16 protein-coding genes and 2 tRNA genes are annotated in these 18,772 nt (G+C 54.6%); 15 read left to right on the top strand and 3 right to left on the bottom strand.

Features of this window, described 5'->3' with window-relative positions:
• Window positions 1-24: 24 nt before the first annotated feature.
• The 7 genes from rlmE (at window position 25) to KHQ28_RS13045 (ending at window position 6,161) form a co-directional block, all read left to right on the top strand.
• Window positions 25-654 (top strand): 23S rRNA (uridine(2552)-2'-O)-methyltransferase RlmE, encoded by a 630-nt coding sequence (rlmE, locus tag KHQ28_RS13075; protein ID WP_002918373.1) that lies wholly within the window; start codon window positions 25-27, stop codon window positions 652-654.
• A 99-nt stretch (window positions 655-753) separates the two neighbouring features.
• On the top strand, window positions 754-2,688 hold the full coding sequence (gene ftsH / locus KHQ28_RS13070) for an ATP-dependent zinc metalloprotease FtsH (protein ID WP_002918372.1): 1,935 nt from the start codon (window positions 754-756) through the stop codon (window positions 2,686-2,688).
• A gap of 93 nt (window positions 2,689-2,781) precedes the next feature.
• Window positions 2,782-3,630 carry a dihydropteroate synthase gene (gene folP, locus KHQ28_RS13065; RefSeq protein WP_032418334.1) on the top strand — a complete coding sequence of 283 codons (849 nt, stop codon included), beginning with the start codon at window positions 2,782-2,784 and terminating at the stop codon, window positions 3,628-3,630.
• Window positions 3,623-4,960: a phosphoglucosamine mutase gene (gene glmM / locus KHQ28_RS13060; protein ID WP_002918370.1), complete on the top strand. Its 1,338-nt coding sequence runs from the start codon at window positions 3,623-3,625 to the stop codon at window positions 4,958-4,960. Before folP ends, glmM begins: the two co-directional genes overlap by 8 nt.
• 229 nt (window positions 4,961-5,189) lie before the next feature.
• Entirely contained in the window at window positions 5,190-5,519 is a 330-nt protein-coding gene (gene secG, locus KHQ28_RS13055) for a preprotein translocase subunit SecG (RefSeq protein WP_002918369.1), read from the top strand.
• A gap of 9 nt (window positions 5,520-5,528) precedes the next feature.
• A tRNA-Leu gene (locus tag KHQ28_RS13050) sits at window positions 5,529-5,615 on the top strand.
• A gap of 297 nt (window positions 5,616-5,912) precedes the next feature.
• Window positions 5,913-6,161, top strand: a complete 249-nt coding sequence (locus KHQ28_RS13045) for a hypothetical protein (RefSeq protein WP_014906872.1) — start codon at window positions 5,913-5,915, stop codon at window positions 6,159-6,161.
• Window positions 6,162-6,202: 41 nt separating this feature from the next.
• On the opposite strand, the gene KHQ28_RS13040 is transcribed toward KHQ28_RS13045, so the two are convergent.
• The 3 genes from KHQ28_RS13040 to argG form a co-directional block, all read right to left on the bottom strand.
• Window positions 6,203-6,754 (bottom strand): YfaZ family outer membrane protein, encoded by a 552-nt coding sequence (locus KHQ28_RS13040; protein WP_032418335.1) that lies wholly within the window; start codon window positions 6,752-6,754, stop codon window positions 6,203-6,205.
• A gap of 341 nt (window positions 6,755-7,095) precedes the next feature.
• Window positions 7,096-7,725, bottom strand: a complete 630-nt coding sequence (locus tag KHQ28_RS13035; protein ID WP_004185827.1) for a winged helix-turn-helix transcriptional regulator — start codon at window positions 7,723-7,725, stop codon at window positions 7,096-7,098.
• 169 nt (window positions 7,726-7,894) lie between these two features.
• Window positions 7,895-9,238 (bottom strand): argininosuccinate synthase, encoded by a 1,344-nt coding sequence (argG, locus tag KHQ28_RS13030; RefSeq protein ID WP_004144895.1) that lies wholly within the window; start codon window positions 9,236-9,238, stop codon window positions 7,895-7,897.
• Window positions 9,239-9,545: 307 nt separating this feature from the next.
• On the opposite strand from argG, the gene KHQ28_RS13025 reads away from it, so the two are divergent.
• From KHQ28_RS13025 to pnp, 8 genes are all read left to right on the top strand, one after another.
• Window positions 9,546-9,622, top strand: a tRNA-Met gene (locus KHQ28_RS13025).
• A gap of 208 nt (window positions 9,623-9,830) precedes the next feature.
• On the top strand, window positions 9,831-10,283 hold the full coding sequence (gene rimP / locus KHQ28_RS13020; RefSeq protein WP_032418336.1) for a ribosome maturation factor RimP: 453 nt from the start codon (window positions 9,831-9,833) through the stop codon (window positions 10,281-10,283).
• A 27-nt stretch (window positions 10,284-10,310) separates the two neighbouring features.
• Window positions 10,311-11,798 (top strand): transcription termination factor NusA, encoded by a 1,488-nt coding sequence (gene nusA / locus KHQ28_RS13015; protein ID WP_032418337.1) that lies wholly within the window; start codon window positions 10,311-10,313, stop codon window positions 11,796-11,798.
• A 24-nt stretch (window positions 11,799-11,822) separates the two neighbouring features.
• On the top strand, window positions 11,823-14,513 hold the full coding sequence (gene infB, locus KHQ28_RS13010) for a translation initiation factor IF-2 (RefSeq protein WP_002918250.1): 2,691 nt from the start codon (window positions 11,823-11,825) through the stop codon (window positions 14,511-14,513).
• A gap of 102 nt (window positions 14,514-14,615) precedes the next feature.
• Complete coding sequence (gene rbfA, locus KHQ28_RS13005; protein WP_002918248.1) at window positions 14,616-15,017, top strand: 30S ribosome-binding factor RbfA; 402 nt, start codon at window positions 14,616-14,618, stop codon at window positions 15,015-15,017.
• The gene (gene truB / locus KHQ28_RS13000) at window positions 15,017-15,961 is read left to right on the top strand and encodes a tRNA pseudouridine(55) synthase TruB (RefSeq protein ID WP_004144892.1); all 945 of its coding nucleotides are present in this window, start codon (window positions 15,017-15,019) and stop codon (window positions 15,959-15,961) included. The genes rbfA and truB overlap by 1 nt, the downstream gene beginning before the upstream one ends.
• Window positions 15,962-16,109: 148 nt before the next feature.
• Window positions 16,110-16,379 carry a 30S ribosomal protein S15 gene (gene rpsO, locus KHQ28_RS12995; RefSeq protein WP_002918244.1) on the top strand — a complete coding sequence of 90 codons (270 nt, stop codon included), beginning with the start codon at window positions 16,110-16,112 and terminating at the stop codon, window positions 16,377-16,379.
• Between the two features lie 242 nt (window positions 16,380-16,621).
• Window positions 16,622-18,757 carry a polyribonucleotide nucleotidyltransferase gene (pnp, locus tag KHQ28_RS12990; protein ID WP_004150944.1) on the top strand — a complete coding sequence of 712 codons (2,136 nt, stop codon included), beginning with the start codon at window positions 16,622-16,624 and terminating at the stop codon, window positions 18,755-18,757.
• Window positions 18,758-18,772: the final 15 nt, after the last annotated feature.

The raw sequence follows: 18,772 nt of genomic DNA, 5'->3' as shown, positions 1-18,772 counted from the left end.
GATGAACCCGAACGGGAATGTTAAATGACAGGTAAAAAGCGTTCTGCCAGCTCAAGCCGCTGGCTTCAGGAACACTTTAGCGATAAATATGTTCAACAGGCACAGAAAAAGGGGTTACGTTCCCGTGCCTGGTTTAAACTTGATGAAATACAGCAAAGTGACAAAATTTTTAAGCCGGGGATGACGGTAGTCGACCTCGGTGCTGCTCCCGGTGGCTGGTCGCAGTATGCGGTCACGCAGATCGGCAACAGCGGCCGCATCATCGCTTGCGATCTTTTACCAATGGATCCAATCGTTGGTGTGGACTTCCTTCAGGGCGATTTTCGTGATGAATTAGTCCTGAAAGCGTTACTTGAGCGAGTGGGCGACAGTAAAGTCCAAGTTGTCATGTCCGATATGGCGCCGAATATGTGCGGAACACCGGCGGTGGATATTCCCCGGGCTATGTATCTGGTAGAACTGGCGCTTGAAATGTCTCGTGATGTATTAGCGCCAGGTGGTAGTTTTGTAGTGAAGGTGTTCCAGGGCGAAGGCTTCGATGAGTATCTTCGAGAAATTCGCTCCCTGTTTACGAAGGTCAAAGTTCGTAAGCCGGACTCTTCCCGCGCTCGTTCGCGTGAAGTGTATATTGTAGCGACCGGGCGTAAACCATAACCGGCAGATTTCAAACGAAAGTTTGAAAGAAACTGGATATAGAGTATCCTGACGCTGTTTTTAACACAGTTGTAATAAGAGGTTAATCCCTTGAGTGACATGGCGAAAAACCTAATACTCTGGCTGGTCATTGCCGTTGTGCTGATGTCAGTATTCCAGAGCTTTGGGCCCAGCGAGTCGAATGGCCGCAAGGTGGATTATTCTACCTTCCTGCAAGAGGTCAATCAGGACCAGGTTCGCGAAGCGCGTATCAACGGACGTGAGATCAACGTTACCAAGAAAGATAGTAACCGTTACACGACTTACATTCCGGTTAACGATCCGAAGCTGCTCGATAACCTGTTGACTAAAAACGTCAAAGTTGTTGGCGAACCACCAGAAGAGCCGAGCCTGCTGGCTTCCATCTTCATCTCCTGGTTCCCAATGCTGCTGCTGATCGGCGTCTGGATCTTCTTTATGCGGCAAATGCAGGGCGGCGGCGGGAAGGGCGCGATGTCCTTCGGCAAAAGCAAAGCCCGTATGTTGACGGAAGACCAGATCAAAACCACTTTTGCAGACGTTGCCGGGTGTGACGAAGCGAAAGAGGAAGTCGGCGAGCTGGTAGAATACCTGCGTGAGCCGAGCCGCTTCCAGAAACTGGGCGGTAAAATCCCGAAAGGCGTCCTGATGGTCGGCCCTCCGGGTACCGGTAAAACGCTGCTGGCGAAAGCGATCGCTGGTGAAGCGAAGGTACCGTTCTTTACCATTTCCGGTTCTGACTTCGTCGAAATGTTCGTCGGTGTGGGCGCTTCTCGTGTGCGTGACATGTTCGAACAGGCTAAGAAAGCAGCGCCTTGCATCATCTTCATCGATGAAATCGACGCCGTCGGCCGCCAGCGTGGCGCAGGCCTGGGCGGTGGTCACGATGAACGTGAGCAGACCCTGAACCAGATGCTGGTTGAGATGGACGGCTTCGAAGGTAACGAAGGTATCATCGTTATCGCGGCGACTAACCGTCCGGACGTTCTTGACCCCGCGCTGTTGCGTCCGGGCCGTTTTGACCGCCAGGTGGTGGTTGGCCTGCCGGATGTTCGCGGTCGTGAGCAGATCCTGAAAGTGCATATGCGTCGCGTTCCGCTGGCGCCGGATATCGATGCGGCAATCATTGCGCGCGGTACCCCGGGCTTCTCCGGTGCGGATCTGGCCAACCTGGTCAACGAAGCGGCGCTGTTTGCTGCCCGCGGCAACAAACGCGTTGTGTCGATGGTTGAGTTCGAGAAAGCGAAAGACAAAATCATGATGGGTGCGGAACGTCGCTCCATGGTGATGACGGAAGCGCAGAAAGAGTCTACTGCTTATCATGAAGCGGGCCACGCGATTATTGGTCGCCTGGTGCCGGAGCACGATCCGGTGCATAAAGTGACGATTATCCCGCGCGGTCGTGCGCTGGGTGTGACCTTCTTCCTGCCGGAAGGCGATGCAATCAGCGCCAGCCGTCAGAAACTGGAAAGCCAGATCTCCACCCTGTACGGCGGTCGTCTGGCGGAAGAGATTATCTACGGTCCGGAACATGTTTCTACCGGTGCGTCCAACGATATTAAAGTGGCGACGAACCTGGCGCGTAACATGGTGACCCAGTGGGGCTTCTCCGACAAACTCGGTCCGCTGCTGTATGCGGAAGAAGAGGGTGAAGTCTTCCTCGGCCGTAGCGTCGCGAAAGCGAAGCATATGTCCGATGAAACCGCGCGTATCATCGACCAGGAAGTGAAATCGCTGATTGAGCGTAACTACGGTCGTGCTCGCCAGCTGCTGAACGACAACATGGACATTCTGCACGCGATGAAAGATGCGCTCATGAAGTATGAGACCATCGATGCGCCGCAGATTGACGACCTGATGGCTCGTCGCGAAGTTCGTCCGCCAGCGGGTTGGGAAGAACCTGGTTCTTCTAACAACTCTGACAACAATGGCACGCCTCGTGCGCCGCGTCCGGTTGATGAACCGCGTACGCCGAACCCGGGCAACACCATGTCAGAGCAGCTGGGCGACAAGTAAGCTACCGCTGTTGATGCTTGTTTAACCTTAAAACCCCGGGCGTCCGCTCCGGGGTTTTTCTTTTTTAACCTCTTCAGTCTCAGGGATTTTGTGATGAAACTTGTAGCCCAGGGCTCAACCCTCGATCTCTCTCACCCCCACGTGATGGGTATTCTAAATGTGACGCCTGACTCCTTCTCCGATGGCGGCGTCCATAATTCGCTGATTGAGGCGGTGAAGCATGCCAATCTGATGATCAACGCCGGCGCGACCATCATTGATATCGGCGGTGAATCGACGCGGCCAGGGGCGGCTGAGGTTAGTGTGGAAGAGGAGCTTGCGCGGGTGATACCGGTGGTTGAAGCCATTGCCCAGCGCTTTGAGGTATGGATCTCAGTGGATACCTCCAAGGCGGAGGTTATTCGCCAATCGGCCAGGGCCGGGGCGCATATCATCAACGATATTCGTTCGCTGACCGAGCCCGGCGCGCTGCAGGCCGCCGCGGAAACCGGACTGCCGGTGTGTCTGATGCATATGCAGGGACAACCAAAAACCATGCAGGAGGCGCCGAAGTATGAGGACGTCTTCGCCGATGTTGAGCGTTTTTTTAATGAGCACATTGTGCGCTGCGAACAGGCAGGGATCGCAAAAGAAAAATTGCTGCTCGACCCGGGATTCGGTTTCGGTAAAAATCTCTCCCACAATTACCAACTGTTGGCCAGGCTTGGGGAGTTTCATCACTTTGGTCTGCCGCTGCTGGTCGGTATGTCACGTAAGTCGATGGTAGGTCAGTTGCTGAACGTCGGGCCGTCGGAGCGGCTGAACGGCAGCCTGGCGTGTGCCGTCATTGCAGCAATGCAGGGCGCGCAGATTATCCGCGTCCATGATGTCAAAGAAACGGTAGAAGCGCTGCGCGTGGTGGAAGCCACCCTCGCCGCTAAGGGAAAAAAACGTTATGAGTAACCGCAAGTATTTTGGCACCGATGGTATTCGTGGCCGCGTCGGCGATGCGCCGATCACTCCGGAGTTTGTGCTCAAGCTGGGCTGGGCGGCGGGCAAAGTGTTAGCGCGTCACGGTTCGCGTAAAATTATCATCGGCAAGGATACCCGTATTTCGGGCTATATGCTGGAATCGGCGCTGGAAGCTGGACTGGCGGCAGCGGGGCTCTCTGCGTCGTTCACCGGGCCTATGCCGACACCGGCCATCGCCTACCTGACGCGCGCCTTCCGCGCCGAGGCGGGGATTGTTATCTCTGCTTCACATAACCCTTTCTACGACAACGGCATTAAATTCTTCTCCATTGAGGGCACCAAGCTGCCGGATGATGTCGAAGAGGCGATTGAAGCCGAAATGGAGAAAGAGCTCACCTGCGTGGATTCGGCTGAGCTGGGCAAAGCCAGCCGTATCGTCGATGCGGCGGGGCGCTACATTGAATTTTGTAAGGGTACCTTTCCCAACGAACTGAGCCTGGGAACGCTGAAAGTGGTGGTGGATTGCGCGCACGGCGCGACCTATCACATCGCCCCTAATGTCTTCCGCGAGCTGGGAGCCCAGGTTATCGCGATGGGCTGCGAGCCAGACGGTCTCAACATCAACGAAGAGGTCGGCGCCACTGACGTGCGGGCGCTGCAGGCGCGCGTGCTGGCGGAAAAAGCCGATCTGGGTATTGCCTACGACGGCGATGGCGATCGGGTGATTATGGTTGACCACGAAGGCAATAAAGTCGATGGCGACCAGATCCTCTATATCATAGCCCGGGAAGGATTGCGTCAGGGGCAGCTGCGCGGTGGCGCCGTCGGCACGCTGATGAGTAATATGGGGCTGGAGCTGGCGCTCAAGCAGTTAGGCATCCCGTTTGCCCGCGCGAAGGTCGGTGACCGCTATGTACTGGAGATGCTCCAGGAAAAAGGCTGGCGCATCGGTGCGGAAAACTCCGGCCATGTGATCCTGCTGGATAAAACCACCACCGGCGATGGCATTGTTGCCAGCCTGCAGGTGGTCGCGGCGATGGTCCGCAACCACATGAGCCTGCATGACCTGTGCAGCGGGATGAAAATGTTCCCTCAGCTGCTGGTGAATGTCCGCTTTACCGAGGGCAGCGGTAACCCGCTGGAGAATGAGCACGTCAAAGCGGTGACCGCGGAAGTGGAGGCGGCGTTAGGAAAACGCGGCCGTGTCCTGCTGCGTAAATCGGGTACGGAGCCGCTGATCCGCGTGATGGTGGAAGGCGAGCATGAAGATCAGGTGCACGAGTTTGCGCACCGCATCGCTGAGGCGGTAAAAAGCGTTTAGCTTTGCCGGCTAAGTGGTTAAAAAGGCGGCGCTTGCCGCCTTTTTTATGATCGAAAATTGGCTTTTTGCTGTTTTTTTCTGCAGTTGATACAATGTGTCGAAATTGCCCTTGCGAAGGTCATTCGCTTTGGTTAGTATTCACACCCGCTTCAGTGGGAAACGTTAAAACGTCCCGCTTTATTGGTCGAAGCACTTGGTATGCGGCGAATCCGCAAGGAACAGGTTGATTATGTACGAAGCTCTTTTGGTTGTTTTCCTTATTGTAGCGATTGGCCTTGTAGGTCTGGTTATGCTGCAGCAAGGTAAAGGCGCTGATATGGGAGCCTCCTTCGGTGCAGGCGCTTCCGGCACACTGTTTGGGTCCAGCGGTTCTGGCAACTTTATGACCCGTATGACCGGCATCCTGGCTGCGCTGTTCTTCATCATCAGTCTGGCGCTGGGTAATATCAACAGCAACAAGACCAGTAAAGGAAGTGAGTGGGATAATCTGAGCGCGCCGAAAACGGAGCAAACTCAGCCAACTGCGCCGGCTCAGCCGACCAGCGATATCCCGCACTAAGTATTCTGTACCGAGGTGGTGGAATTGGTAGACACGCTACCTTGAGGTGGTAGTGCCCTAACGGGCTTGTGGGTTCGAGTCCCATCCTCGGTACCAATATTCCAGAAAAAAGACGCTGAAAAGCGTCTTTTTTTGTTTTTGTCCCCGCTGGCCATTTATTTATAAACATCTCTTCGCTGGTTGCCTCCTTTTACTGTCGTTAAAGTCGCCTCGTCAAATTAACAGAGGTGAAGTGACACAATGAACAAGATCGGGTTGCTTATCGTCGCCGGCGTGCTCGGTTTAGCTGGGTGCAGTTCAACATCGCCCTCCCAAACGGTGGAGACGATTAATGCGCTAACCGTACCGGTATCGCCCAGTGAGTCTGGGACTACAGCGAATCATGCCCAGGCGGTGAGGCGCTATTTCCAGGACAATACGGCACTGATTAGTCGCCTTAACCATTCGTTGAAAAGTCATTATCTGCAGGACGTGGAGCGCCGCGATGTGTTCGACAGACACAGCGAGGCGTATAAGGTGTATGGCGCCCTGACCCGCCTGGAGCAGATGGCGTCCATGAATGAGGTTTACCGCAAAGAGAATAATGTTGCGGGCCTACAAGAGATCAACCGCGTACTGAAAAGCGTGCCGCTGACCAGCTGAGAATGAAACAGGGACTGCCGACCGGCAATCCCTGTGAAGAGTTAAAAGTGGAAGTTAACCCCGGCGTAAGCGCCGTCGGCCAGCGTGTTATCGCGATTGCCATCTTTCCCTGCCATATCAATATAGCGATAGCCAGCTTCGATATTCAGAGACGGGAGCACGTTAAGGCGTACCCCGGCATTGGCCTCCACATAATCCTCAACGCCGCTGGACATTGAGTCCGGTGAGTAATAGCCCTCGCCGAAAAGCGTGAAATACTGACCAAGGGGGAGTTCAGCGCCACCACCGGCGGCGATGGCGTAACCTTCATCACCATCTTTTGGATTCAGATAGACCGCCTTACCGCCCAGGGTCATCAGAAAAGGGCCAAGGTTAAAGTTATAACCCATTCCCAGTCCTACACTATCTCCGTCGTTGTCGCTATGGGCCCACTGAGAACTGAACGTCATACCCGGTTCCCCGGCGCCAAAGCTGGCGGACAGATTGGTAAACTCGGCGCCAGCTTCTCCATGCAGGTTAACGGCTGCGCAGGCAGCGCTGCTGGCTCCCAAAGCGATCGTTACGGCAACCATTTTTGCAGCAATAGACTTCATTATTAAATTCCTTCAGATAAAAAAAAGCCCGATATGGGCGTTCGGGCATAATTAACGGGTTCGTGCATCTCATTGTTATGGTCGCGGCAGGCGAGGGGGCAACTCTCGCTACCGCCGCACACGTCTGGCCGATTTCCGCTGGCATATCCTGAGCCGGTGCAGACCCGGCGGTTAACGCCGTTTGTGGTCGTCTGCTGGCGAACTCAGTAATAGATTGTCTTCCGGGAAACCCAGGCGCTTAGCATAAAATTTTTGTTCTTTTAGCGGTAACGGTTATTGGTTTAAATTTAAACATCTTCCCCGCTGCAGCAAATAACAATAAATGATAGGAGGAGTGCGGGTCAGAATTTTTCAGGAAGTGAGACGATATTTTGTAAATAACCGCCGCGGGCAAAGGTAATATAACCGCCTTTCTTTAATGCTGACAATACATTGAGAATACTGCTACGCGACAGAAGGGTCCTGTCCTGAATATACTCAAGAATAGATACTCGCTGTCGGGTCTCTTCGCTTAATAGCATCATCTCCAGCAAATGGTTACGGATGACCGAATAGGTACGCTGCTGCAGGACCAGATCGTCACGATACACCATATACGAGGTATGATAAGCCAACAGGCTGGTCACCTCTTCCCACAGGTTATGCTGACGAAAAAGCGCCGAAGCCAGGTCATAGTCGATCCGTAGCAGTTCGCATGATACCTCGGCTCGCAGGCTGTGGCTGCGGCTGGGCTGCAGCATTTCCGCCACGCCGAAAAGATGCGGCTCATAGACGGTCACCATCAGTAGCCTGTCGGAATTACGAATAATCGACAGCTCGCCTTTTTTAAAAATAAAGAGCTGGGTTTTGCCTTTATATTCCCATGTCAGTCTTTTTCTGGCGATCGCGTTAACGGGGGTCGCGTGTGGCTCAAGTACATCGATCAGTCGGTCAATGGTCTTTTGCGGCCTGATCGGCGGTTTAATATTCATGATGTGTATCACCAGATATGAATTAATCAATTGAGGCTATTATAGTCAACAGTTTTGCTGGTCTGGCGATAAGGAAAAAATGCGTCATGGCATTTTTTTTACGTTGGTGGGTCATTCAAAATAAAAAGCCGGCGGTGAGCCGCCGGCGGAAAGCAACATTGTCAGGCGATTATTTGCCTTTGTTTTCCAGATTTTCAACCTGCGGTAAACCGGTTGCCGAGGAGGCGCTCAGCAGGCCAGACTGTGCATAGCCGAACAGCTTCTCGCGGGTATCGGTGATGTCCAGATTACGCATGGTCAGCTGGCCGATACGGTCTTCGGCAGTAAACATGGAATCGCCTTTTTCCATGGTCAGACGCTCCGCTTTATAGGTCAGGTTGTCTGATACCGTATTGAGGATCGAGTAGTCGTTACCGCGACGCAGTTCGAGGGTGACTTCGCCGGTGATCTGGCTGGCGACCCAGCGCTGCAGCGAATCACGCAGCATCAGCGCCTGGGAATCAAACCAGCGGCCCTGATACAGCAGGCGGCCCAACTGGCGACCGTGGGCGTGATATTGCTCAATCGTATCTTCGTTATGGATACCGGTCAGCAAACGCTCGTAGGCAATATGCAGCAGCGCCATCCCCGGAGCTTCATAAATGCCGCGGCTTTTCGCTTCGATAATCCGGTTTTCAATCTGGTCGCTCATGCCCAGGCCGTGACGACCGCCGATGCGGTTGGCTTCCAGCATCATCTCGACGTCATCGGCAAAGGTTTTACCATTCAGCGCCACCGGATGGCCCTGCTCAAAGCGTACGGTGACCTCTTCCGCAGGGATCTTCACGTTTTCGTCCCAGAACTTCACGCCCATAATCGGGTTGACGATCTTGACGCTGGAGTTCAGGAATTCGAGATCTTTCGCTTCATGGGTCGCGCCGAGCATATTGGAGTCGGTGGAGTAGGCTTTCTCGACCGACATCTTGTAATCAAAGCCGCAGGCGATCATAAATTCGGACATTTCGTGACGACCGCCGAGCTCATTGATAAAGTCGCTGTCCAGCCACGGTTTGTAAATCTGCAGTTCAGCGTTGGTCAGCAGGCCGTAACGATAGAAACGTTCGATATCGTTGCCTTTATAGGTGCTGCCATCGCCCCAAATGTTAACGCCGTCTTCTTTCATCGCCGCCACCAGCATGGTGCCGGTGACCGCGCGGCCTAGCGGCGTGGTGTTGAAGTAGGTCAACCCACCAGTGGTGTTATGGAAAGCGCCACACTGAATCGCGGCGATCCCTTCTGCGACCAGCTGTTTGCGGCAGTCGATCAGACGGGCGCCTTCAGCGCCGTACTCTTTCGCGCGGCGCGGGATAGCATCGTAGTCGTCTTCGTCCGGTTGACCCAGGTTAGCGGTATATGCATAAGGCACGGCGCCTTTTTTGCGCATCCATAACAGCGCGGCGCTGGTATCCAGTCCACCAGAGAAAGCGATACCAATACGTTGACCAACCGGGAGATGCTTGAGAATCGTCGTCATAAAATAAAACCCTGCTCGATAGACTGTGGTGAGTTCGACCCAACAACCTTGACTGCATTTTTATGCATTAATTGTGAGTATTCATTTAACCATCTTTTACTGGCGACAGGAAGTACTTCATCATCTTTTTGCTAAAAAAGCCTGAAATACCAGCACAAACGGCAATCGGGGGCGCTAAAAAGCATGTTGACAAAATATACTAATCGCCGTTACAATTCATCTCGATTTTATGTCCCGTCTTCGGTACCAAATCCCAGCAGTATTTGCGTCTTTTGCTCAAAAAGAGTAAAATATGCCACGTTTCAGGCGCGGGGTGGAGCAGCCTGGTAGCTCGTCGGGCTCATAACCCGAAGGTCGTCGGTTCAAATCCGGCCCCCGCAACCACTTTCCCATTAAGTACTTTTTCAAATATACTGTGAGGACTAGGTGTCCTTCGTAGCCGAATTTGAAAGAATTCTTGCGGAAGGTGTTCCAGATCGCCATGGCGATCTCAGGGTTCAGTTATCTAAAGCCCCGATTTATCGGGGTTTTTTGTTATCTGACTTCAGAATAACTGGGCTATACGCCCTTTTTTTATGTCTTGGGGGTGGGTTTGTCCACATTAGAGCAAAAATTGACAGAGATGCTCGCTGCGCCGGTTGAAGCGCTTGGCTTTGAGCTGGTCGGCATCGAATTTATTCGCGGTCGCACATCCACACTGCGCATCTATATTGATAGTGAAGATGGCATCAACGTTGATGATTGTGCTGATGTGAGCCACCAGGTAAGCGCCGTCATGGATGTCGAAGACCCGATCACTGTCGCTTACAACCTGGAAGTCTCTTCGCCTGGTCTTGACCGTCCGATGTTCACCGCCGAACACTATCAACGTTTCACCGGCGAAGAAGTTGCGCTGGTGCTGCGCATGGCGGTTCAGAACCGCCGCAAATGGCAGGGCATTATCAAAGCGGTAGACGGTGAGATGATCACGGTAACCGTCGAAGGCAAAGATGAAGTGTTCGCGCTGAGTAACATCCAGAAGGCGAACCTGGTTCCCCACTTTTAACAGTCTGGATTGAGGTGAAAGGCCCCGATGAACAAAGAAATTTTGGCTGTTGTTGAAGCCGTTTCCAACGAAAAAGCGCTGCCGCGTGAGAAAATTTTCGAAGCGCTGGAAAGCGCGCTGGCAACGGCCACCAAGAAAAAATACGAACAAGAGATCGACGTTCGCGTTGAAATCGACCGCAAGAGCGGCGATTTCGATACCTTCCGTCGTTGGCTGGTTGTAGAAGAAGTCACCCAGCCGACGCGCGAGATCACGCTGGAAGCAGCGCGTTTCGAAGATGAAAGCATGAACGTCGGCGAATATGTCGAAGATCAGATCGAATCTGTCACCTTCGACCGTATCACCACCCAGACCGCTAAGCAGGTTATCGTGCAGAAAGTCCGCGAAGCCGAGCGCGCGATGGTGGTCGATCAGTTCCGCGAGCACGAAGGTGAGATCATCACCGGCGTGGTGAAAAAAGTGAACCGCGACAATATCACACTGGATCTGGGTAACAACGCTGAAGCCGTGATCCTGCGTGAAGATATGCTGCCGCGTGAAAACTTCCGTCCGGGCGACCGCATTCGCGGCGTACTGTACGCTGTCCGTCCGGAAGCGCGTGGCGCCCAGCTGTTCGTCACCCGTTCCAAACCTGAGATGCTGATCGAACTGTTCCGCATCGAAGTGCCGGAAATCGGTGAAGAAGTGCTGGAGATCAAAGCGGCGGCTCGCGATCCGGGCTCTCGTGCCAAAATCGCGGTGAAAACCAACGACAAGCGCATCGACCCGGTTGGCGCTTGCGTCGGTATGCGCGGTGCGCGTGTGCAGGCCGTGTCGACTGAGCTGGGTGGTGAACGCATCGATATCGTCCTGTGGGATGATAACCCGGCGCAGTTCGTGATTAACGCTATGGCGCCGGCAGACGTCGCGTCCATCGTGGTGGATGAAGATAAACACACCATGGATATCGCGGTAGAAGCGGGCAACCTGGCGCAGGCGATCGGCCGTAACGGTCAGAACGTCCGCCTGGCTTCACAGCTCAGCGGCTGGGAACTCAACGTCATGACCGTTGACGATCTGCAGGCTAAGCACCAGGCGGAAGCGCATGCCGCTATCGATACCTTCACCAAATATCTTGATATTGATGAAGATTTCGCGACAGTGCTGGTTGAAGAAGGCTTCTCCTCGCTGGAAGAGCTGGCCTATGTGCCGATGAAAGAACTGCTGGAAATCGACGGTCTGGATGAAGCCACCGTTGAAGCACTTCGTGAGCGTGCGAAAAACGCACTGACTACGCTGGCGCTGGCTCAGGAAGAAAGCCTGGGAGATAACAAACCTGCCGATGATCTGTTGAATCTCGAAGGTCTGGATCGTGCCCTGGCATTCAAACTGGCTGCCCGTGGTGTTTGTACGCTGGAAGATCTCGCCGAGCAGGGCGTTGATGACCTGGCTGATATCGAAGGGATGACCGACGAGAAAGCTGGCGAGCTCATCATGGCCGCTCGCAACATTTGTTGGTTCGGCGACGAAGCGTAATAAACTGTAGCAGGAAGGAACAGCATGACAGATGTGACTATTAAAGCGCTGGCCTCAGAGATTCAGACCTCTGTGGATCGCCTGATACAGCAATTTGCTGACGCAGGCATCCGCAAATCGGCTGATGATTCTGTGACCTCGCAAGAGAAACAAACTTTGTTGACGCACCTGAACCGTGAACACGGCTCGGCGCCAGACAAGCTGACGTTACAGCGTAAGACGCGCAGTACGTTGAATATTCCAGGTACCGGTGGAAAGAGTAAATCGGTACAAATCGAAGTCCGCAAGAAACGCACCTTTGTGAAACGCGATCCGCAAGAGGCTGAACGCCTGGCCGCGGAAGAGCAGGCGCAGCGTGAAGCGGAAGAGCAGGCCCGTCGTGAAGCTGAAGAAGCAGCGAAACGCGAGGCGCAATTAAAAGCTGAACGTGAGGCCGCAGAACAAGCTAAACGTGAAGTCGCTGATAAAGCGAAACGTGAAGCTGCGGAAAAAGACAAAGTGAGCAATCAACATACCGACGAAATGACCAAAACCGCCCAGGCTGAAAAGATCCGTCGCGAGAACGAAGCCGCGGAATTGAAGCGCAAATCGGAAGAAGAAGCACGCCGCAAACTTGAAGAAGAAGCGCGCCGTGTAGCGGAAGAAGCACGCCGTATGGCTGAAGAAAACGAAAAAAATTGGTCTGAAACCTCAGACAGCCCGGAAGATAGCAGCGACTATCACGTCACCACATCACAGCATGCTCGTCAGGCTGAAGATGATAACGATCGTGAAGTCGAAGGCGGTCGCGGCCGTAGCCGTAGCAGCAAAGCGGCTCGTCCGGCGAAGAAAGGCAACAAACACGCTGAATCGAAAGCTGATCGTGAAGAAGCCCGCGCGGCCGTTCGCGGCGGTAAAGGCGGTAAGCACCGTAAAGGTTCAGCTCTGCAGCAGGGCTTCCAGAAGCCAGCGCAGGCCGTTAACCGTGACGTCGTAATCGGCGAAACCATCACCGTTGGCGAACTGGCTAACAAGATGGCGGTGAAAGGTTCTCAGGTCATCAAAGCGATGATGAAGCTGGGCGCCATGGCGACCATCAACCAGGTCATCGACCAGGAAACCGCACAGCTGGTTGCCGAAGAGATGGGCCACAAAGTTATCCTGCGTCGTGAAAACGAACTGGAAGAAGCCGTAATGAGCGACCGTGACACCGGCGCGGCGGCTGAACCGCGCGCACCGGTCGTGACCATTATGGGTCACGTTGACCACGGTAAAACCTCGCTGCTGGACTACATTCGTTCTACCAAGGTTGCCTCCGGCGAAGCGGGTGGTATTACCCAGCACATCGGTGCTTACCACGTCGAAACCGACAACGGCATGATCACCTTCCTGGATACCCCGGGCCACGCCGCGTTTACCTCCATGCGTGCTCGTGGCGCGCAGGCGACGGATATCGTGGTTCTGGTGGTGGCGGCAGACGACGGCGTGATGCCGCAGACTATCGAAGCTATCCAGCACGCTAAAGCGGCGCAGGTACCGGTGGTAGTGGCGGTGAACAAGATCGATAAGCCAGAAGCCGATCCGGATCGCGTGAAGAACGAACTGTCCCAGTACGGCATCCTGCCGGAAGAGTGGGGCGGCGAGAGCCAGTTCGTCCACGTTTCCGCGAAAGCCGGTACCGGCATCGACGACCTGCTGGACGCGATCCTGCTGCAGGCTGAAGTTCTTGAGCTGAAAGCGGTCCGCAACGGTATGGCGAGCGGCGCGGTCATCGAATCCTTCCTTGATAAAGGTCGTGGTCCGGTAGCTACCGTTCTGGTTCGCGAAGGTACTCTGCACAAGGGCGACATTGTTCTGTGCGGCTTCGAATATGGCCGTGTGCGCGCGATGCGTGACGAACTGGGTCGCGAAGTGCTGGAAGCGGGTCCGTCCATTCCGGTGGAAATCCTCGGCCTGTCCGGTGTGCCGGCTGCCGGTGATGAAGTGACCGTAGTGCGTGACGAGAAAAAAGCGCGTGAAGTGGCGCTGTATCGTCAGGGCAAATTCCGTGAAGTTAAGCTGGCGCGTCAGCAGAAATCTAAACTGGAAAACATGTTCGCTAACATGACCGAAGGCGAAGTTCACGAAGTGAACATCGTACTGAAGGCGGACGTACAGGGTTCTGTCGAAGCGATTTCCGATTCCTTACTGAAACTGTCTACCGACGAAGTGAAAGTGAAGATCATCGGTTCCGGCGTAGGTGGTATCACCGAAACCGACGCTACCCTGGCAGCAGCATCCAACGCGATTCTGGTTGGCTTCAACGTTCGTGCCGATGCCTCTGCGCGTAAAGTTATCGAAGCGGAAAGCCTGGATCTGCGTTACTACTCCGTCATCTATAACCTGATCGACGAAGTGAAAGCGGCGATGAGCGGCATGCTGTCTCCGGAACTGAAACAGCAGATCATCGGTCTGGCTGAAGTGCGTGATGTCTTCAAATCGCCGAAATTCGGCGCCATCGCGGGCTGTATGGTTACCGAAGGGACGATCAAACGTCACAACCCAATCCGCGTCCTGCGTGACAACGTGGTTATCTATGAAGGCGAGCTGGAATCCCTGCGCCGCTTCAAAGATGACGTTAACGAAGTCCGTAACGGCATGGAATGTGGTATCGGCGTGAAGAACTACAACGACGTTCGCGTTGGCGATATGATCGAAGTGTTCGAAATCATCGAAATCCAGCGTAGCATCGATTAATCATTTGATGGCTAAGCAGCCGGGGAAGCGAAGCGCCACCCGGCAATCATTTTAAAAAGGGGCTTTTGGCCCCTTTTTTGTCTTTATTCTGGAGAACTTATTATGGCGAAAGAATTTGGTCGCCCGCAGCGTGTGGCCCAGGAGATGCAAAAAGAGATTGCCATCATCCTGCAGCGTGAAATTAAAGATCCGCGTCTGGGCATGATGACCACCGTTTCCGGTGTGGAAATGTCCCGTGACCTGGCCTATGCCAAGGTGTATGTCACCTTCCTTAACGACAAAGATGAAGCCGCGGTGAAAGCGGGCATCAAAGCGCTGCAGGAAGCTTCTGGCTTTATCCGCTCTCTGCTGGGGAAAGCGATGCGTCTGCGCATCGTACCGGAACTGACTTTCTTCTACGACAACTCACTGGTGGAAGGGATGCGTATGTCCAACCTGGTCACCAGCGTGGTGAAACACGACGATGAGCGTCGTGTGAATCCGGACGACAGCAAGGAGGACTGATGAGTCGTCCTCGTCGTCGCGGCCGCGACGTGCATGGCGTATTGTTGCTGGACAAGCCTCAGGGCGCCTCCAGTAACGATGTGCTGCAGAAAGTAAAACGTATTTATAACGCCAACCGCGCCGGACATACCGGCGCGCTGGATCCGCTGGCGACCGGTATGCTGCCGATCTGCCTTGGCGAAGCGACCAAGTTTTCCCAGTATCTGCTGGACTCCGATAAGCGTTACCGCGTGATCGCCAAACTTGGCCAGCGCACGGATACCTCCGATGCCGACGGTCAGGTGGTGGAAGAGCGCCCGCTGACCTTTAGCGACGAACAGCTGGCGGCGGCGCTGGACAGCTTCCGCGGCGAGACGCAGCAGGTGCCGTCGATGTATTCGGCGCTGAAATATCAGGGCAAGAAGCTATACGAATATGCTCGCCAGGGTATTGAAGTTCCGCGGGAAGCCCGGCCGATAACCGTCTATGAGCTGCTGTTTATTCGCCGTGAAGGCGATGAGCTGGAGCTGGAGATCCACTGCTCGAAAGGCACCTACATCCGGACGATTATCGATGATTTAGGTGAGAAGCTCGGCTGCGGCGCGCACGTGATTTTCCTGCGTCGCCTGGCGGTAAGCAAATACCCGGTCGAGCGGATGGTGACCCTCGAGCAGCTGCAGGCGCTGGTCGATGAGGCGGCGGCGCAGGATATTCCTGCCGCTCAGTTGCTTGATCCGCTGCTGATGCCGATGGACAGCCCGGCCTCGGATTACCCGCTGGTTAATATTCCAGAAACCTCCGCAGTCTACTTTAAGAACGGCAACCCGGTACGTCAGTCAGGCGCGCCGCTTAACGGGCTGGTGCGGGTGATGGAGAGCGAGTCCGGCAAGTTTCTCGGCATGGGCGAAATTGACGATGAAGGCCGCGTGGCCCCGCGTCGTCTGGTGGTGGAATACCCGGCGTAAGCGCTTTTCTTGCGATAAAAGCCTGCTACGAGTAGAATATCGCCGCTTAACGTCCGCTAACGTGTTTTAACATTTTCGGGCGTTGCATCAGGGGTCGCTGAATTAGAGATCGGCACCCTTTCTTTCTTTTAATTTTTGGAGTTATAAAATGTCTCTAAGCGTTGAAGCTAAAGCAAAAATCGTTTCTGAGTTTGGTCGTGGCGAAAACGACAGCGGTTCTACCGAAGTTCAGGTTGCACTGCTGACCGCACAGATCAACCACCTGCAGGGCCACTTTGCAGAGCACAAAAAAGATCACCACAGCCGTCGTGGTCTGCTGCGCATGGTTTCTCAGCGTCGTAAACTGCTCGACTACCTGAAACGTAAAGATGTTGCCCGTTACTCTGCGCTGATTGAGCGTCTGGGTCTGCGTCGCTAATTCTGCGAGTTTCAGAAAAAGGGGCCTGACGGCCCCTTTTTTCGACCGGGCGGCAGCAATTCATTCAAAACTCATGTATTGTTGCTAGTAATGATCTTCATGCAGAGGTTCGCGCGGCTAATGAGAGGCTTCATCCGCAGGGGCGGGTAAAGGTTGTCATTAGTCGCGAGGATGCAGAAGATCGGGTCAATAGACGCTATGTCGTGGATATGGCGTGATTTATAGATAAAAAGGATAGAATTTTGCTTAATCCGATCGTTCGTAAATTCCAGTACGGCCAGCATACCGTGACCCTGGAAACCGGCATGATGGCGCGCCAGGCAACGGCCGCTGTGATGGTTAGCATGGATGACACTGCGGTATTCGTTACCGTTGTGGGTCAGAAAAAAGCGAAGCCAGGCCAGGACTTTTTCCCGCTGACCGTTAACTACCAGGAGCGTACCTACGCTGCCGGTAAAATCCCGGGTGGTTTCTTCCGTCGTGAAGGCCGTCCAAGCGAAGGCGAAACCCTGATCGCACGTCTGATTGACCGCCCGGTTCGCCCGCTGTTCCCGGAAGGCTTCGTTAACGAAGTTCAGGTTATCGCCACCGTCGTTTCCGTTAACCCGCAGGTTAACCCAGACATCGTCGCGATGATCGGCGCTTCCGCTGCGCTGTCGCTGTCTGGTATTCCGTTCAATGGCCCAATCGGCGCTGCGCGCGTGGGTTACATCAACGACCAGTACGTACTGAACCCAACCCAGGAAGAACTGAAGTCCAGCAAACTGGACCTGGTGGTTGCCGGTACCGAAGCGGCCGTGCTGATGGTGGAATCCGAAGCGGAACTGCTGAGCGAAGACCAGATGCTGGGCGCGGTGGTCTTCGGCCACGAGCAGCAGCAGATTGTTATTCAGAACATCAACGACCTGGTGAAAGAAGCCGGTAAACCGCGTTGGGACTGGCAGCCGGAAGCGGTCAACGAAGCGCTGAACGCGCGCGTGGCTGCGCTGGCTGAATCCCGTCTGAGCGATGCTTACCGTATCACCGACAAACAAGAGCGTTACGCTCAGGTTGACGTGATCAAATCTGAAACCATCGCCACGCTGGTTGCTGAAGATGAAACCCTGGACGCTAACGAGCTGGGTGAAATCCTGCACGCCATCGAGAAAAACGTGGTTCGTAGCCGCGTACTGGCCGGCGAGCCGCGTATCGATGGCCGTGAAAAAGATATGATCCGTGGTCTGGACGTTCGTACCGGCGTTCTGCCGCGTACTCACGGTTCCGCGCTGTTCACCCGTGGCGAAACGCAGGCGCTGGTTACCGCGACTCTGGGTACCGCACGCGATGCGCAGAACATCGACGAACTGATGGGCGAGCGCACCGACTCCTTCCTGTTCCACTACAACTTCCCTCCGTACTCCGTAGGCGAAACTGGCATGGTGGGGTCTCCGAAGCGTCGTGAAATCGGTCACGGTCGTCTGGCGAAGCGCGGCGTACTGGCCGTGATGCCGACTATTGAAGAATTCCCGTACACCGTGCGCGTGGTATCGGAAATCACCGAATCTAACGGTTCCTCTTCCATGGCTTCCGTCTGCGGCGCCTCTCTGGCGCTGATGGACGCGGGCGTGCCGGTAAAAGCCGCTGTGGCGGGTATCGCAATGGGTCTGGTGAAAGAAGGCGACAACTTCGTCGTGCTGTCTGACATCCTCGGTGACGAAGACCACCTCGGCGATATGGACTTCAAAGTTGCGGGTTCCCGCGACGGTATCTCTGCGCTGCAGATGGATATCAAAATTGAAGGTATCACCAAAGAAATCATGCAGGTTGCATTGAACCAGGCTAAAGGTGCGCGTCTGCACATCCTGGGCGTGATGGAGCAGGCGATTAACGCGCCGCGCGGCGATATCTCTGAATTCGCACCGCGTATCCACACCATCAAGATCAACCCGGACAAGATCAAAGACGTTATCGGTAAAGGCGGTTCTGTTATCCGTGCCCTGACCGAAGAGACCGGTACTACCATCGAGATCGAAGATGACGGTACCGTGAAGATCGCAGCGACCGACGGCGACAAAGCGCAGCATGCTATCCGTCGTATCGAAGAGATCACCGCTGAGATCGAAGTTGGCCGCATCTACAATGGTAAAGTGACCCGTATCGTTGACTTTGGCGCATTCGTTGCCATCGGCGGCGGTAAAGAAGGTCTGGTTCACATCTCGCAGATCGCTGACAAGCGCGTTGAGAAAGTGACTGACTACCTGCAGATGGGTCAGGAAGTACCGGTTAAGGTTCTGGAAGTTGACCGCCAGGGCCGTGTCCGTCTGAGCATTAAAGAAGCAACTGAACAGACTCCGTCTGCCGCAGCGCCGGAAGCTCCGGCTGCCGAGCAGGGCGAGTAAGGTTGCCGTTAGCCC

The organism is Klebsiella sp. 28, from assembly GCF_018223905.1.
GTDB classification, from domain to species: Bacteria; Pseudomonadota; Gammaproteobacteria; order Enterobacterales; family Enterobacteriaceae; genus Klebsiella; species Klebsiella pneumoniae.
This window is presented reverse-complemented; position numbering and strand designations above follow the sequence as displayed.

What these genes read in the sequence shown, in the direction of transcription:
- rlmE (WP_002918373.1), top strand. Translation starts at nt 25, where the DNA reads ATGACAGGTAAAAAGCGTTCTGCCAGCTCAAGCCGCTGGCTTCAGGAA.
- ftsH (WP_002918372.1), top strand. Translation starts at nt 754, where the DNA reads ATGGCGAAAAACCTAATACTCTGGCTGGTCATTGCCGTTGTGCTGATG.
- folP (WP_032418334.1), top strand. Translation starts at nt 2,782, where the DNA reads ATGAAACTTGTAGCCCAGGGCTCAACCCTCGATCTCTCTCACCCCCAC.
- glmM (WP_002918370.1), top strand. Translation starts at nt 3,623, where the DNA reads ATGAGTAACCGCAAGTATTTTGGCACCGATGGTATTCGTGGCCGCGTC.
- secG (WP_002918369.1), top strand. Translation starts at nt 5,190, where the DNA reads ATGTACGAAGCTCTTTTGGTTGTTTTCCTTATTGTAGCGATTGGCCTT.
- KHQ28_RS13040 (WP_032418335.1), bottom strand. Translation starts at nt 6,754, where the DNA reads ATGAAGTCTATTGCTGCAAAAATGGTTGCCGTAACGATCGCTTTGGGA.
- KHQ28_RS13035 (WP_004185827.1), bottom strand. Translation starts at nt 7,725, where the DNA reads ATGAATATTAAACCGCCGATCAGGCCGCAAAAGACCATTGACCGACTG.
- argG (WP_004144895.1), bottom strand. Translation starts at nt 9,238, where the DNA reads ATGACGACGATTCTCAAGCATCTCCCGGTTGGTCAACGTATTGGTATC.
- nusA (WP_032418337.1), top strand. Translation starts at nt 10,311, where the DNA reads ATGAACAAAGAAATTTTGGCTGTTGTTGAAGCCGTTTCCAACGAAAAA.
- infB (WP_002918250.1), top strand. Translation starts at nt 11,823, where the DNA reads ATGACAGATGTGACTATTAAAGCGCTGGCCTCAGAGATTCAGACCTCT.
- rbfA (WP_002918248.1), top strand. Translation starts at nt 14,616, where the DNA reads ATGGCGAAAGAATTTGGTCGCCCGCAGCGTGTGGCCCAGGAGATGCAA.
- truB (WP_004144892.1), top strand. Translation starts at nt 15,017, where the DNA reads ATGAGTCGTCCTCGTCGTCGCGGCCGCGACGTGCATGGCGTATTGTTG.
- rpsO (WP_002918244.1), top strand. Translation starts at nt 16,110, where the DNA reads ATGTCTCTAAGCGTTGAAGCTAAAGCAAAAATCGTTTCTGAGTTTGGT.